A 13,772-nucleotide genomic window follows, 5' to 3' on the forward strand; every position below is an offset into this window, starting at 1 on the left:
CGATCGGCGAGCATCGCCTCCGGCACTCGAGAAGCTTTGGAAAACGAATGACCACCATCGACACCGATCCCGACACCGGACTCGACCCGCTCGAGTTCTCCGTCACGCGCAACCTCGCGGCCAAGAGCACGACCGACCGCGACGCGATCCTCGCCAACCCCGGCTTCGGGCAGAGCTTCACCGACCACATGGTCGACATCTGCTGGTCGGTGCGCGGCGGCTGGCACCGCCCGCGCGTCTCGCCCTACGGCCCCATCTCGCTCGACCCGGCGGCCGCCGTGCTGCACTACGGCCAGGAGATCTTCGAGGGCATCAAGGCCTACCGTCACGCCGACGGCTCGGTCCACACCTTCCGCCCCGACCAGAACGGCCGCCGCCTGCAGCGCTCGGCCCGTCGCCTGGCGCTTCCCGAGCTGCCCGTGCCGTACTTCTTGCAGTCGCTGCGCGAGCTCATCGCCGTCGACGGTGCGTGGGTGCCGTCGGGTGACGACCAGAGCCTGTACCTGCGCCCGTTCATGTTCGCGAAAGAGGCGTTCCTGGGCGTCCGCCCCGCGCACAAGGTCGCCTACTACCTGATCGCCAGCCCCGCCGGCGCCTACTTCAAGGGCGGCGTGCAGCCGGTGTCGATCTGGCTCAGCGAGGACTACTCGCGCGCCGGCAAGGGCGGTACGGGTGCGGCCAAGACCGGCGGCAACTACGCCGCGAGCCTGCTGCCGCAGTCCGAGGCGTACGAGAACGAGTGCGACCAGGTCGTGTTCCTCGACCAGGACCGCAACGTCGAAGAGCTCGGCGGCATGAACGTCGTGTTCGTCTACAAAGACGGCACGATCGTCACCCCGCAGTCCGACTCGATCCTCGAGGGCATCACGCGCGACTCGCTCCTGCAGCTCGCCCGCGACCGTGGCCACCACGTCGAAGGACGCAACGTCTCGCTCGACGAGTGGCGCCAGGGCGTGGCATCCGGAGACATCGTCGAGGTGTTCGCGTGCGGCACCGCTGCGGTCGTGACCCCGATCGGCGTGCTCAAGGGCCGCGACTTCATCGATGAGCAGCCCACGGGCACCCTCGCGCTCGAACTGCGCGAAGAGCTCACGAACATCCAGTACGGCCGCGCCGAAGACAAGCACGGCTGGCTGTACCGCCTCGACGCCTGACCCGCGTCGTCTCACGGAGGGGTTCCCGGATGCCGGGGGCCCCTCCGTCGTGTGTTCGGGGGCTCGACAGGCTCAGCCCCCCTCCCGCCGTGGGGTCGAGGGGAGGCGGGGTCCCTGAGCCTGTCGATGGGGGTCCTTGAGCCTGTCGAAGGGCCGGACCCTCACCGGTGTCGGAGGCCGCGGATAGGCTGGCACCGTGAAGATCGCTCGTTTCAGCCACCAGGACGCCCTCCGCTACGGCATCGTCGACGACGACCACCTCGTCGTGCTCGAAGGCGACCCCATGTTCGCCGGCTTCGGCACCACGGGGGAGCGCATCCCCCTGTCCGAGGTCGCCCTGCTCGCGCCGGTCATCCCGCGCTCGAAGGTCGTCTGCATCGGCAAGAACTACCACGACCACGCCGCCGAGATGGGCGGAGAGGCTCCCGCCGAGCCGCTGATGTTCCTCAAGCCCAACACCTCGGTCATCGGCCCGAACGACCAGATCGTGCGGCCGACGAAGCTCAGCTCGCGCACCGACTACGAGGGCGAGCTGGCCGTCGTCATCGGCCGCATCGCCAAGAACGTCCCCGCCGAGCGCGCGGGCGAGTACATCTTCGGTTACACCGTCGCCAACGACGTCACCGCGCGCGACCTGCAGGCCACCGACGGCCAGTGGTCGCGCGCGAAGGGCTTCGACACGTTCTGCCCCGTCGGCCCGGTGATCGAGACCGACCTCGATCTGAAGACCGCGTCCATCACGACGCGCGTCAACGGCGAGATGCGTCAGCAGGGTCCCGTGTCCGACATGATCCACGACATCCCCGCGCTCATCGCCTACGCCAGCGCCGTGTTCACCCTGCTCCCGGGCGACCTGATCCTCACCGGAACGCCGGCGGGCATCGGCTCGTTCGACGCCGGCGACGTCGTCGAGGTCGAGATCGACGGCATCGGAGTGCTGCGCAACACCGCGCGCGATGCCTGAGACCGCCGCACCCGCGGGCATCGACCTCGCCGCCGCCCAGCGCCGCACGGTGCGGGTGCTCGCGGCGGGGCAGGTGCTCACGGGGGTCGCCTTCGGTGCGACGCTGTCGCTCGGGGCGTTGCTCGCCGCCGACCTGTCGCGGCAAGAGGCGCTCTCGGGCTTCGCCACGGCATCCGTCACCCTCGGAGCGGCGCTGACCGCGATCCCGCTCGCGCGGCTGGCGGGCCGTCGCGGACGCCGCGTGGCGCTGACGACGGGCAACATCGCCGCTCTCATCGGCATCACCGTGGTGATCGCCGCGGCAGCTCTGCGGATCTTCCCGCTGCTCCTCGTCGGCATCGCCCTCATCGGCGCGGGCAACGCCGCGACCCTGCAGTCGCGGTTCGCCGCGACCGACCTGTCGACCACCACGCGCCGCGGGCGCGACCTGGCGACGGTGGTGTGGGCGACCACCGTGGGCGGGGTGGTCGGGCCGCTTCTGCTCGCGCCCGGCGAGCTCATCGGCGCGAGCATCGGCATGCCGCCGCTCACCGGGGCGTACCTGTTCTCGTTCGCCGCGCAGGTCTGCGCGTTCGCGCTGTACGTGCTCGTCCTGCGCCCCGACCCGCTGCTACTCGCCCAGCGCCTCGACCGCGAGCGCACGGCATCCGCTCTCGCACCCGCCCCCGAGGTCGACCGCCCGCGCACCGCGCGCTTCGCGATGCTCGCGGTGGCTGCCTCGCACGTGACGATGGCCTCGGTCATGGCGATGACTCCGGTGCACCTCTCGCACATCGTCGCTCCGGATGCCGTGACCCTCGCTGTCGGCGTCACCATCGCCCTGCATGTGTTCGGCATGTACGGTCTGTCCCCGGTGTTCGGCGTGCTCGCCGACCGGTGGGGACGCATCCCCGTGATCGTGCTGGGACAGGTGCTGCTGGCCTCCTCCCTCGCCGTCGCATCGGCCTTCTCCGAGAGTCAGGCGGGCGTGCTCGTCGCCCTCGTGCTGCTCGGGCTGGGGTGGAGCGCGGCGACCGTTGCAGGCTCCGCGCTGCTGACCGAGGCGACGCCGCTCGCCCTGCGCCCTCGGCGTCAGGGCCGCAGCGACACCCTCATGACGGCCTGCGCGGCGGGCGGCTCGGTGCTCGCAGGAGTCATTCTCGGCCTCGTCGGATACGGCGGGCTCGCGTTGTGGGCGTTCGTGCCCGTCGCGCTCGTGTGCGTCGGTGCTGTGGTCGTCGGAGCCCGGCGGTCCTCACCCTCCGCGTGAGTCGCCGCGAAACGCGCGGCTCAGATCGCGTAGACCAGGCCGTCGAAGGCCGAGAGGTCTGAGGCCCCACGCACACCGAGGGCGTGCAGGGCACGGTCGACGTCGAGCTCGTCGTTGAAGACGTGGAACGCCACGCGGGCGCGGCCCGCGCGACCCGACGCCGTGATGCCGTGCGCCGTCAGTTGCGCGAGCGCCTCGCCGGTCGCATCCGGCCATGTCACGATCGCCGACGGGCGCTCGGGCTGCGCGAGCCCCAAGCCGTCACGGAACCGCGCGGCGAGACCCGTCGTGTGGACGTACGCGGCGGTGATGTCGGCGTCGGCGAACAGCGCCAGCGCGGGCGCCGCGCCCACGAACGCCTGCCACGCGGGCGAGACGTCGAAGCGGCGGGCGTCGGAGGCCAGCGTTCCGCCCGTTCCATAGCACGATGACCAGGGGTCGTCGCCGGAGTACCAGCCGGCCTGCACGGGGCGGATCTCGCTCGCGAACGCGGGGGAGAGGGTGAGGAACGCCACTCCGCGCGGGCAGCACAACCACTTGTAGGCGTGGCAGACGGTCGCTTGGAACATCGTCGCGTCGACGGGGAGCCAGCCGGCGGCCTGCGTGAGGTCGCACAGGGTGCGCGCACCGGCACGGGCGGCAGCGGCGGCGATGCCCACGGCGTCCGCGACCTCGCCCGTCGCCGACTGCACGAGCGAGAACGCCACGAGCCAGGTGTCGGGCGAGACGGCGTCGGCCAGTCGGTCGAGGGGAGCCGTGCGAAGACGCACTCCGCGGCCCGCGTGGGCGAAGGGCGCGACGAGCGAGGCGAAGTCGCCCTCGGCGCAGAGCACCTCGGCGCCGTCGGGCACCGACGCGGCGAGGAGCGAGACCAGCACCGAGGTCTGCGAACCGATCGCGACGTCTCGCACGGGGGTGCAGACCAGGCGGGCGTACGCGGCCCGGGCGTCTTCGACGGCGAGCGAGGCGCTGATGACGTCGGGGCGACCGGATGCCGCGGACTCGAGGTCGGCGCGAACGGCGGAGGCCGTGGCGCGCGTCGGCAGACCGAGGGTGCAGGCCGCGAGGTAGTCGCGGCCGCCGGCGAAGTGCGAGGCGAGGCTGCTCATGGATCCAGGATCCCGTCGCGTCTGACATTGCACTAGAGCAGGTGTTGCATGGGAACCATGCGGTCTGCTTATGTATCCGCATGGCCGACATCGACGACCCGCTCGACGCCCACGGACTGAGGGTCGTCAAGGCGATCGCCGATACCGGCTCGATCACGGCCGCCGCGCGCGCCCTCGGCTACAGCCAGCCCGCCGTCAGCCAGCAGCTGCGCCGCCTCGAGCGCCGCGCCGGTCTGCCCATCGTCGAGCGCGTGGGCCGGGGCGTGCGTCTCACCGAGGCCGGGCAGGTGCTGGCTCGGCACGCGGCCACGGTCACCACCGCTCTCGACGCCGCCGCCGGCGACCTCGCCGAGCTGCGAGGACTGCGCGCGGGGCGCGTGCGCATCGCCGCGTTCCCTTCCGCGTCCTCGATCGTCGTGCCCCGCGTGATCGCGGCGGTCACCGCGCGTCGCCCGGGTGTGTCGATCAGCTTCGTCGAGGCGGAGCCGCCCGAGGCGATCGCCGCCGTGCGCGAAGACCGTGCCGACATCGCCCTCACCTACAGCTACCCCGGGGATCGACGCGAACACCTCGAGTCCGCGGCATCCGGTCTCTCCTCCCGAGTCATCGGCGACGACGACACGGTCGTGGTCGTCCCCACGGGTCACCCGGCGGCCGCACACGACCCGATCGATCTGTCGCAGCTGGCGGGGGAGCGGTGGATCGCCGGGTGTCCCCAGTGCCGCGGGCACCTGCTCGAGGCGTGCGGTCGTGCCGGATTCACGCCCGACATCGCGTTCGAGACCGACAACTTCATCGCGGTCGAGAACCTCGTGGCGCAGGGGGTGGGCATGGCGATCCTTCCGCGCATGGCCGTCGTCTCGCTGCCGATGCTCTCGGGCATCGCGGCACCGCGCCTGCCGAGTGCGGAGGCCCGAACGCTCCACGTCGTCACCGCTCGCGGCGCCGAGCACGTGCCCGCGGTGGGGGCGGCGCTCGAGGTCGTCGGCGAGGTGCTGGCCCGCCATCTCGACTCCACGGGCATGGGTACCGCCCGCCGGTAGGATCGAGGGGATGTCTGCCACGCCCGATCCCCGCACCACGACCGCCACCGGCGCCGACGTTCGCGTCCGCTTCTGCCCCTCACCCACGGGGTTGCCGCACGTCGGTCTCATCCGCACCGTCTTATTCAACTGGGCCTACGCCCGGCACAACGGCGGCAAGCTCGTCTTCCGCATCGAAGACACCGATGCCGCGCGCGACAGCGAGGAGAGCTACCAGCAGCTGCTCGAGGCGCTGCGGTGGATGAACATCGACTGGGACGAGGGTGTCGAGGTCGGAGGCCCGCACGCCCCGTACCGCCAGTCGCAGCGCCACGAGATCTACCGCGAGGTTCTCGACAAGCTCATCGCCGCGGGTGCGGTGTACGAGAGCTACTCGACCGCCGAAGAGATCGACGCGCGCAACGAGGCGAACGGCCGTGCGAAGCAGCTCGGCTACGACAACTTCGACCGCGACCTCACCGACGAGCAGAAGGCCGCGTTCCGTGCCGAGGGTCGCGAGCCCGCGTGGCGCGTGCGCGTGCCCGATGAAGACCTCACCTTCGTCGACCTCATCCGCGGCGAGGTGACCTTCCCGGCCGGGTCGTTCCCCGACTTCGTGATCGTGCGTGCCGGCGGCGTCCCGCTCTACACCTTCGTGAACCCCGTCGACGACGCGCTCATGGGCATCACCCACGTCATCCGCGGCGAAGACCTCATGCCCTCCACGGCTCGTCAGCTCGCGCTGTACCGCGCGCTGCTCGACGCCGGCGTCACCGACTTCGTGCCGCGCTTCGGCCACATGCCGCTCGTGCTGGGAGAGACCGGCAACAAGAAGCTCTCCAAGCGCGACCCGCAGGCCGACCTCTTCCTGCAGCGCGAGAAGGGCTTCATCCACGAGGGTCTGCTCAACTACCTCTCGCTGCTCGGCTGGTCGCTCGCCAGCGACCGCGACGTGTTCTCGCTCGACGAGATGATCGCCGCCTTCGACATCGCCGACGTCAACCCCAACCCGGCGCGCTTCGACCAGAAGAAGGCCGAGGCCATCAACGGCGATCACATCCGCATGCTGGATGCCGATGACTTCGCCGCCCGCATCGTGCCCTATCTCGCGGGGGCGGGTTTCATCGCGGAGCAGCCCAGCGAGGAGCACTGCGCGATCATCGCTCAGGCGGCGCCGCTCGTGCAGGAGCGCGTGCAGCTGCTGGGCGAGGTCCCCGGCATGCTCGGCTTCCTCTTCGTGTCGGAGGTCGACTACGCCGACGACGCGATGAAGGGGCTCCCCGCCAACGCGGGTGAGGTGCTCGTGGCATCCGTCGGCGCTCTCGAGCTCGTGCCCGAGGGCGAGTTCACCGCCGCCGCGGTGCAGGAGGCCCTGTCGAAGGCCCTCGTGGAGGAGCTCGGCCTGAAGCCCCGCGTCGCCTACGGCCCGCCGCGCGTCGCCCTGACCGGCCGTCGCATCTCGCCGCCGCTGTTCGAGTCGATGGAACTGCTCGGCAAGACCGAGACGCTCCGCCGCCTCGGCGCCCTCGTGACGCACCTGGGCTGAGACGCCCCGACGATCCCCGCGACTCTCCCGTCGCGGGGATCGCGCGTTTTCGGCGCGGGGGAGCGGAACGCGGACGATGCGCCGCGATTCGATGATTCTCGAGTCGCATCTCCCACATCGGCGCCCGCGCGACGGTCTGCGCAGGACGCGCCCGGGACGCGCGGGGCGGGGCCCCGGTTTGGCGCATCGCTCCGCGTCACGTAAGCTTGATCCTCGGCACGAGTTACGGCTCGAAGCCATTGGGGTATGGTGTAATTGGCAACACGGCGGTTTCTGGTTCCGTTGTTCTTGGTTCGAGTCCAGGTACCCCAGCTTCACGAAAAGGCCCGGTGATCGCACAGATCCCGGGCCTTTCGCGTACCCGCTGACGGCGCTCAGCCGTGAACCCGCTATGACGCCGCCGGTCGGTCACGTTCCTCGGTGACGACAGGGGCACAATGTCGCCATGGGACTGTTCGTACAGCGACCGGAAGAACCCGGCGAGTGGGCCGGCCTGCCCGGCGAGCCCGCTCGCCCGAAGACGCGAGCCGAGATGCTGCCCGACGACGAGCAGCCCGAGGCGTCGCCCGGCGGCCTGCTGGGCCTGGTCGACGCTCCCGTGACCTCGATCGAGATCCCGCTCGACGGCGATCCGTCGTGATCCGCCGCCGCACCGCCACGCGCGCGAGCCTGCTCCTGGCGTCCGCGGCCGTCGTGGCCCTTCTCACGGGGTGCACGCAGGAGACTCCGGATGCCGTGACCCCGACCGCCGTGGTGCCGAGCCCCGCGGCATCCGCTGATCAGGCCCTGGCCCCCTCGGTGGTCACTCCCGGCGATCTCGACGGCACGGACGTCTCCGTCGTCATCGCGACCTCCCTCGTGCTGGCCGTGCCCGACGGAACGGAGGCGGAGTGGACGGGGACCACCGACGACGTCTCGATCGCCGAGTTCTCGGGGGGAGGTCCCTCGGAAGGAGCGGTCTTCCGTCCCGGCTTCATCGCCCGCGCCCTCGGGACCACGGCCGCGATCCTCACCGGACCCGACGGGAAGACGGAGTCGTTCCGCATCTCGGTCGTCGCGCCGTAGCGCGGGGGCGGGCTCAGTAGCGCGAGAGCACCGCGAGCAGCTCCTCGCCGGAGTCCGCCTCTCGCCCGAGGCTCTTGCGCTGCACATCGGCGAGGTGATGCTCGACCAGAGCGCACGCGGCGTCGACGTCGCCCGCTTCCAGCATCTCGAGCAGCTGCTCGTGCTCGGCGATCGAGACCTCCTGATCGATGTCGCGTCCGTAGATCGACAGGATCAGGGCCGTGCGCGACACGACCTCCGACATGTAGCGCACGAGCAGGGCATTCTCGCTCTCACGTGCGATGAGCAGATGGAACTCGCCGCCGAGCCGCGCCGACACGGTCGGGCGCCGGGCCTCCCAGGCCTCGCGCTCCGCCCGCACGTGGGCGCGCAGCCGTGCGAGGGCGGCGGGGTCGCGGCGTTCGGCGACCAGGCGCACGCCCTCGCGCTCGAGGGCAGCCCTCACGGTGAATGCGTCGCGCGCCTCGTCGATGGTCGGTCGGGCGACGGCGGCCGAACGACCCGGAGGAGAGTCGACCACGCCGTCTCCGACGAGGCGTTGCAGGACCGTGCGCACGAGTGTTCGGCTCACGCCGTAGTGCGCGGCGAGGGCTTCTTCGCCGAGCTTCGTTCCGGGCGTGAGCGCTCCCTCGATGATCGCGGCGCGCAGAGCTTCGTAGGCGCGTTCCGCGCGCTCAGACGGGCGAGGGTCGTCTGCGGGCGTCGATCGTGGCATGGCTCGACTGTATACGGAAGGCGTCTCTCCTTCCCGGTTCCTAGAGGCCGAAACCTGTTCGACTCGTGGGTGAAACCCGTGCGGCCTGTATACGAGATAGGAATGCGTCTGTATACAGAAAGGACGCCACGTGTACGTCACCCTCACCGCGCAGCAGCGCGAACTCTTCGACCGCTCCCTCTCCGCCGGCGAAGCACTCGACCTCGACGACCTCGCACGCACGGCTCTCACCGAAACGGCATCCGGAATCCGTCGCCGGCCCCTCCCGGGCGTCCAGCCCACGGAGTGGACGTGGCGCGACGACCTCGCCTTCACCCCGTCGACTCAGCGCGTCGTGCGCGAGAAGCATCGCCTCGAGCCCGGCACGGGTAGGGCCTTCGAGGTGCGCGCGGGCCAGATCCTGCGCGTGTCGCAGGTGTCGGGCGACCAGTGCGCCGACCTGAACGTCTTCAACCTGCACGACTACCGCGAGGCGATGCACGTCGGCCGCACGCGCACCCTGCACGGCATCCATCCGGACCAGGGATCATTCCTGTGGTCGGCCCCGCCGCGCGAGCGGGCGATGATGTATCTGCTCACCGACGACGCCGGGCTCAACGACACCCTGTTCCCGCGGTGCAGCGCCGCGATGTACGAGTCGATGTTCGGCTTCGACGAACACACGAACTGCGCTGACATGCAGGCTGAGGCGCAGCGCGAGTACGGGCTGACCCCCGACGACGTGCACGACTCGTTCAACCTGTTCATGGCGACGCGGGTGAACCCCGACGGCACCTGTGAGGTCGTGCACCAGCACACCCCGGCCGACGCGTTCGTCGAGCTGATCGCCCTCATGGACGTGCTGGCCGTGCCGAACGTCTGCGGCAACGACATCTTCCGCACGAGCAACTACGCGCTGCGTCCTCTGGACGTCACGGTGATGGATGCCGCGGAGGCCGACCTCGCCGCGGTCCCCGGCCTGCGCGCGCACCGCTCCCAGCGCACGCCCGCCGCGTTCGCGCAGCCCCTCATCCGCACCGAGCGATCGCTGCGGCGCGACCCCGAGTACTCGCCGGCGTTCGCGCGCACGCCCGTCACCACCGAGCGCGTCGAAGTGTCGCTCGATGCGGCCGGGGTAGCGCTCCTCGAGGCGCACGCTCGCCGCGACCTGTACGGCGACGACGACGAGGCGGCTCTGCGCGACCTGCTGATCAGCTGGTGGGTGGCCAGCCATGCCTGAACCCACGGCCCCGCACGAGGTCGACGACTTCGACACCCTGCCGCCCTATGAGCGCTACAAGCTGCTCGCCGGTCTCATCGTCCCGCGCCCCATCGCATGGATCACGACGGTCGACGCCGACGGGGTGGTCAACGCCGCGCCCTTCTCGATGTTCGCGATGGTGGGGGAGGACCCGCCCCTGCTGATGGTGAGCATCGACCGCCCCGCCGACGGTGGTCGCAAGGACACGGCGGCCAACATCGACGCGACGGGGGAGTTCGTCGTGCACCTGGTCGACCGCCCGCTCGCCGAGCAGATGGATGCCACGAGCACCCGGCATCCGTCCCACGTCGACGAACTCGCCCTCGTCGGCGTCGACACGGTGGCCGCAGAGATGGTGCGCCCGCCGGTCATCGCCGCCGCCCCCGTCGCCCTGGAGTGCGAGCTGTGGCAGCGGCTCGAGATCCCCAGCCGCGAGATCTTCTTCGGCCGCATCCGACGGTTGCGGACGCGGTCGGGGCTCATCGACCGCGAGCTCATGCGCGTACGCCTCGCCGACTACGCCCCGATCGGACGGTTCGGCGCGAGCTTCTACACCACGACGATCGACCGATTCACCCTCGTCGGCCAGCCGGCATCCACCTCCCTCGACACTCTCTGAGCACCACCCCAACCCGCAAGGAGCACCCATGTCCCCGTATCGCCGCGGCCCCGCCGCCATCGCCACCCTCGCCGTCGCCGCCTTCGCCCTCAGCGCCTGTGCGGGCGCGGGAAGCGCGGCCGGCCCCGCCGCCCCGCCGTCGTCTGGCGCCGAGATCGGCTCCGTCGACCTCTCGAGCGTCTGCCCCTCGACGGTCGTCATCCAGACCGACTGGAACCCGCAGGCCGAACAAGGCGGGCTCTTCGCCCTGCTCGGAGCGGACGCGACGATCGACGCCGCGCGCAAGAGCGTGTCGGGTCCGCTGATGTCGAAGGGCGAGTGGACCGGTGTCGACGTCGAGATCCGCGCGGGCGGCCCCGCGATCGGGTTCCAGGGTGTGCCCTCGCAGATGTACACCGACCCCGACATCCTGCTCGGGTGGGTCAACACCGACGACGCGATCTCCGCGTCGGATGCACTGCTGACGACGGCCGTCATGTCGACGTTCGAGAAGGCGCCGTGGGCGATCATGTGGGATCCGCAGACCTACCCCGACGCGCGCACGATCGCCGACATCGGCCGCACCGCGGCGACCGTCCGCTACTTCGACGGAACGACGTACATGGACTACCTGGTCGGGTCGGGACAGCTCCGCGCCGACCAGCTCGACGGCTCGTACGACGGTACGCCCGCCGGCTTCGTCGCGGCCGACGGGAAGGATGCGCAGCAGGGTTTCGCGACCGTCGAGCCGTGGGTCTATGAGAACGCGATCGCCGAGTGGGGTCGGCCCCTGTCGTACCAGCTGGTCGCCGACACCGGGTACCCGATCTACGCGGTGGCGTTGTCGGTGCGGGCCGAGGACGTGACGGCGAAGAAGGACTGCCTCGAGAAGCTCGTGCCCGTCGTGCAGCAGGCGAGCGTGGACTACTTCGCCGATTCCGCCGCGGCCAACGACCTGCTCGTGCGCGCGGTCGAGGCCTACGACAACGGGTGGGTGTACCCGGCGGCCGAGGCCGAGAACTCGACGACGCAGCAGCGGGAGCTGGGCCTGGTCGCGAACGGCGCCGACGGTGTCTTCGGGTCGTTCGACGCGGACCGGGTGGCGAAGGTGCAGCAGATCGTCTCGCCGATCCTCGCCGACAAGGGCGTCGAGGTGAAGCAGGGTCTGACTCCCGAAGATCTGGCCACGAATCAGTTCCTGGATGCCGGGATCTCGCTGCCCTGACCAGCGCGAAGAACGGCGGGGCCGGGGCGGATGACGCCGCGGCCCCGCCGTAGTCTACGGATTCGCCTTTCTGTTGCTCTGTGTTGTTTTGTGTTGTATCGTGTGGGAATCCTCGAAGGAGAACCCCGTGTACGCAATGGAGCGCCAGCAGCTCATCGAGCGCGAACTGCGCGACGTCGGACGCGTCAGCGTCGTCGACCTCGCCCGTCGCTTCGACGTCACGACCGAGACCGTGCGTCGTGACCTCGACCGCCTCGAAGGTCTTGGAACCCTGCGCCGCGTTCACGGCGGAGCGGTCGACATCGGCCGGGGAAGCACCGCCGAGTCGCCCCTGACCGAGCGTCGCGAGCGCCACCGCGACGCCAAGCGCGCGATCGCGGCCGCCGCCGCCTCGCTGCTCACCCCCGACTTCCGCGGCTCGATCTTCATCGACGCCGGAACCACCCCCGCTGCCGTCGCCGGCCTGCTGCCCGAGGCGCTGGGTGCGGGAATCGACGACGTCGAGGTCGTCACGCACTCGCTCGAGGCCGCTCACCTGCTCGCCGGGGAGGAGCGCCTGTCGCTCACCACCATCGGCGGGCGCGTTCGCGGCGTCACCGGCGCCGCCGTCGGCGCGCATACCGTTCGCGCGATCGGCGAACTGCGCCCCGACATCGCGTTCGTGGGGACCAACGGACTGAGCGCCGGGTTCGGCCTCAGCACGCCCGATCCCGAAGAGGCCGCGGTCAAGGCCGCCATCATCCAGTCGGCGCGACGCATCGTGCTCGTGGCCGACGCCGCCAAGTTCGGCGAAGAGCTGCTCGTGCGCTTCGCGCGCCTCGATGAGCTCGACGTGCTCGTCACCGACGCGGCCCCGCCCGCTCCGCTCGCCGAGGCCCTCGCCGACGCCGACATCGAGGTGCGCATCGCATGATCGTCACACTGACCGCCAACCCCTCGGCCGACCGCGCCGTGGTGCTCTCCGACGCCCTCGCGCCCGGTGAGGTGCAGCGCGCGCTGTCGTCGCGCGAAGACGCCGGCGGCAAGGGCGTCAACGTCGCGCGCGTCGTCGCCGCCGCCGGAGCTCCCGCCCGTGCCGTCGTTCCCGTGGGCGCGCACGACCCCTACCGGGTGCTGCTCGAAGACACCGGCATCGCCCTCGACCTCGTCGACGTCGCCGGTCGCGCCCGGGCCAACCTCACCATCACCGACCCGGCGGGCGAGACCACCAAGCTGAACCTGCCGGGCGCCGAGCTCTCGCCGGCCGAGGCGCAGGCGCTGACCGACGGTGTCGTGGCCGCGGCCGAGGGCGCGACGTGGCTCGTGCTCGCGGGGTCTCTTCCTCCGGGCGTCCCGGCCTCGTTCTACGCCGACCTCGTCAGGGCCGTCCGCGAACGCTGGGGAGCAGGCGCCCCCCGCATCGCCGTCGACGCGTCCGGCGCCGCCCTCGCCGAGGTCGTCGCCACCGCGCGGCCCGACCTCATCAAGCCCAACCACGAAGAGCTCGCCGAACTGGTCGGCGAAGACGCCGCGGGCGACGTCGACGTGATCACCGAAGCCACCCGTCGCGCGCACCAGCTCGTGCCCGAGCGCGTGGCATCCGCCCTCGTCACCCTCGGAGCCGACGGAGCGCTGCTCTTCACGGCCGAGGGAGCCTGGCGCGGACACGCCCCCACGATCCAGGTCGCGAGCACGGTCGGCGCGGGCGACAGCTCGCTCGCCGGCTATCTGCTCGCCGACCTCGAGGGGGCCTCCGCCTCCGACCGCCTCGCCCGCAGCATCGCCTACGGCGCCGCCGCTGCGACCCTGCCGGGCACGCAGCCCCCGACCCCGGCCGATCTGCCCGCGGGCCCGATCGCCGTTTCCGTTTTCTCCACCCCCACCGCAACATCCTGACCACGGAGGT

General features: G+C 71.1%; 14 protein-coding genes and 1 tRNA gene. 13 read left to right on the forward strand and 2 right to left on the reverse strand.

What is annotated here, in order from left to right; genetic code table 11:
* Positions 1-47: 47 nt before the first annotated feature.
* The 3 genes from M3667_RS06695 (at position 48) to M3667_RS06705 (ending at position 3,367) form a co-directional block, all read left to right on the forward strand.
* Entirely contained in the window at positions 48-1,154 is a 1,107-nt protein-coding gene (locus tag M3667_RS06695; protein ID WP_251506630.1) for a branched-chain amino acid aminotransferase, read from the forward strand.
* A gap of 196 nt (positions 1,155-1,350) precedes the next feature.
* Positions 1,351-2,118 (forward strand): fumarylacetoacetate hydrolase family protein, encoded by a 768-nt coding sequence (locus M3667_RS06700; protein WP_251506631.1) that lies wholly within the window; start codon positions 1,351-1,353, stop codon positions 2,116-2,118.
* Entirely contained in the window at positions 2,111-3,367 is a 1,257-nt protein-coding gene (locus tag M3667_RS06705; RefSeq protein WP_251506632.1) for an MFS transporter, read from the forward strand. Before M3667_RS06700 ends, M3667_RS06705 begins: the two co-directional genes overlap by 8 nt.
* A 20-nt stretch (positions 3,368-3,387) precedes the next feature.
* Here M3667_RS06705 and M3667_RS06710 read toward each other — a convergent pair whose 3' ends face one another.
* A complete protein-coding gene (locus M3667_RS06710; protein ID WP_251506633.1) occupies positions 3,388-4,476 on the reverse strand; it encodes an aminotransferase class V-fold PLP-dependent enzyme in 1,089 nt (362 codons plus the stop codon).
* A gap of 80 nt (positions 4,477-4,556) precedes the next feature.
* On the opposite strand from M3667_RS06710, the gene M3667_RS06715 reads away from it, so the two are divergent.
* From M3667_RS06715 to M3667_RS06735, 5 genes are all read left to right on the forward strand, one after another.
* Positions 4,557-5,519 (forward strand): LysR family transcriptional regulator, encoded by a 963-nt coding sequence (locus M3667_RS06715; protein WP_230704770.1) that lies wholly within the window; start codon positions 4,557-4,559, stop codon positions 5,517-5,519.
* Positions 5,520-5,529: 10 nt separating this feature from the next.
* Positions 5,530-7,044: a glutamate--tRNA ligase gene (gene gltX, locus M3667_RS06720; RefSeq protein WP_251506634.1), complete on the forward strand. Its 1,515-nt coding sequence runs from the start codon at positions 5,530-5,532 to the stop codon at positions 7,042-7,044.
* A 240-nt stretch (positions 7,045-7,284) separates the two neighbouring features.
* A tRNA-Gln gene (locus M3667_RS06725) sits at positions 7,285-7,356 on the forward strand.
* A gap of 133 nt (positions 7,357-7,489) precedes the next feature.
* Complete coding sequence (locus tag M3667_RS06730; RefSeq protein ID WP_251506635.1) at positions 7,490-7,684, forward strand: hypothetical protein; 195 nt, start codon at positions 7,490-7,492, stop codon at positions 7,682-7,684.
* Positions 7,681-8,109, forward strand: coding sequence for a hypothetical protein (locus tag M3667_RS06735; RefSeq protein ID WP_251506636.1), 429 nt, complete (start codon positions 7,681-7,683; stop codon positions 8,107-8,109). The genes M3667_RS06730 and M3667_RS06735 overlap by 4 nt, the downstream gene beginning before the upstream one ends.
* 13 nt (positions 8,110-8,122) lie before the next feature.
* Here M3667_RS06735 and M3667_RS06740 read toward each other — a convergent pair whose 3' ends face one another.
* A complete protein-coding gene (locus M3667_RS06740) occupies positions 8,123-8,824 on the reverse strand; it encodes a GntR family transcriptional regulator (RefSeq protein WP_251506637.1) in 702 nt (233 codons plus the stop codon).
* Between the two features lie 130 nt (positions 8,825-8,954).
* Here M3667_RS06740 and M3667_RS06745 point away from each other — a divergent pair, with 130 nt between their 5' ends.
* From M3667_RS06745 to pfkB, 5 genes are all read left to right on the forward strand, one after another.
* On the forward strand, positions 8,955-10,043 hold the full coding sequence (locus tag M3667_RS06745; RefSeq protein ID WP_251506638.1) for an urea carboxylase-associated family protein: 1,089 nt from the start codon (positions 8,955-8,957) through the stop codon (positions 10,041-10,043).
* Complete coding sequence (locus tag M3667_RS06750; RefSeq protein ID WP_251506639.1) at positions 10,036-10,683, forward strand: flavin reductase family protein; 648 nt, start codon at positions 10,036-10,038, stop codon at positions 10,681-10,683. Before M3667_RS06745 ends, M3667_RS06750 begins: the two co-directional genes overlap by 8 nt.
* Positions 10,684-10,711: 28 nt before the next feature.
* Complete coding sequence (locus M3667_RS06755; RefSeq protein ID WP_251506641.1) at positions 10,712-11,887, forward strand: ABC transporter substrate-binding protein; 1,176 nt, start codon at positions 10,712-10,714, stop codon at positions 11,885-11,887.
* Positions 11,888-12,014: 127 nt separating this feature from the next.
* Positions 12,015-12,800 (forward strand): DeoR/GlpR family DNA-binding transcription regulator, encoded by a 786-nt coding sequence (locus M3667_RS06760; protein WP_251506643.1) that lies wholly within the window; start codon positions 12,015-12,017, stop codon positions 12,798-12,800.
* Entirely contained in the window at positions 12,797-13,762 is a 966-nt protein-coding gene (gene pfkB / locus M3667_RS06765; RefSeq protein ID WP_251506646.1) for a 1-phosphofructokinase, read from the forward strand. Before M3667_RS06760 ends, pfkB begins: the two co-directional genes overlap by 4 nt.
* The last annotated feature ends 10 nt before the right edge of the window (positions 13,763-13,772 follow it).

The sequence above is a fragment of the Microbacterium sp. P26 genome (assembly GCF_023712585.1).
In the GTDB taxonomy this organism is placed as follows: Bacteria; Actinomycetota; Actinomycetes; order Actinomycetales; family Microbacteriaceae; genus Microbacterium; species Microbacterium algihabitans_A.

Excerpts from the sequence above, each read along its gene's own strand:
- M3667_RS06695 (WP_251506630.1), top strand. The coding sequence starts at position 48 with ATGACCACCATCGACACCGATCCCGACACCGGACTCGACCCGCTCGAG.
- M3667_RS06705 (WP_251506632.1), top strand. The coding sequence starts at position 2,111 with ATGCCTGAGACCGCCGCACCCGCGGGCATCGACCTCGCCGCCGCCCAG.
- M3667_RS06710 (WP_251506633.1), bottom strand. The coding sequence starts at position 4,476 with ATGAGCAGCCTCGCCTCGCACTTCGCCGGCGGCCGCGACTACCTCGCG.
- M3667_RS06715 (WP_230704770.1), top strand. The coding sequence starts at position 4,557 with ATGGCCGACATCGACGACCCGCTCGACGCCCACGGACTGAGGGTCGTC.
- gltX (WP_251506634.1), top strand. The coding sequence starts at position 5,530 with ATGTCTGCCACGCCCGATCCCCGCACCACGACCGCCACCGGCGCCGAC.
- M3667_RS06730 (WP_251506635.1), top strand. The coding sequence starts at position 7,490 with ATGGGACTGTTCGTACAGCGACCGGAAGAACCCGGCGAGTGGGCCGGC.
- M3667_RS06740 (WP_251506637.1), bottom strand. The coding sequence starts at position 8,824 with ATGCCACGATCGACGCCCGCAGACGACCCTCGCCCGTCTGAGCGCGCG.
- M3667_RS06750 (WP_251506639.1), top strand. The coding sequence starts at position 10,036 with ATGCCTGAACCCACGGCCCCGCACGAGGTCGACGACTTCGACACCCTG.
- M3667_RS06755 (WP_251506641.1), top strand. The coding sequence starts at position 10,712 with ATGTCCCCGTATCGCCGCGGCCCCGCCGCCATCGCCACCCTCGCCGTC.
- pfkB (WP_251506646.1), top strand. The coding sequence starts at position 12,797 with ATGATCGTCACACTGACCGCCAACCCCTCGGCCGACCGCGCCGTGGTG.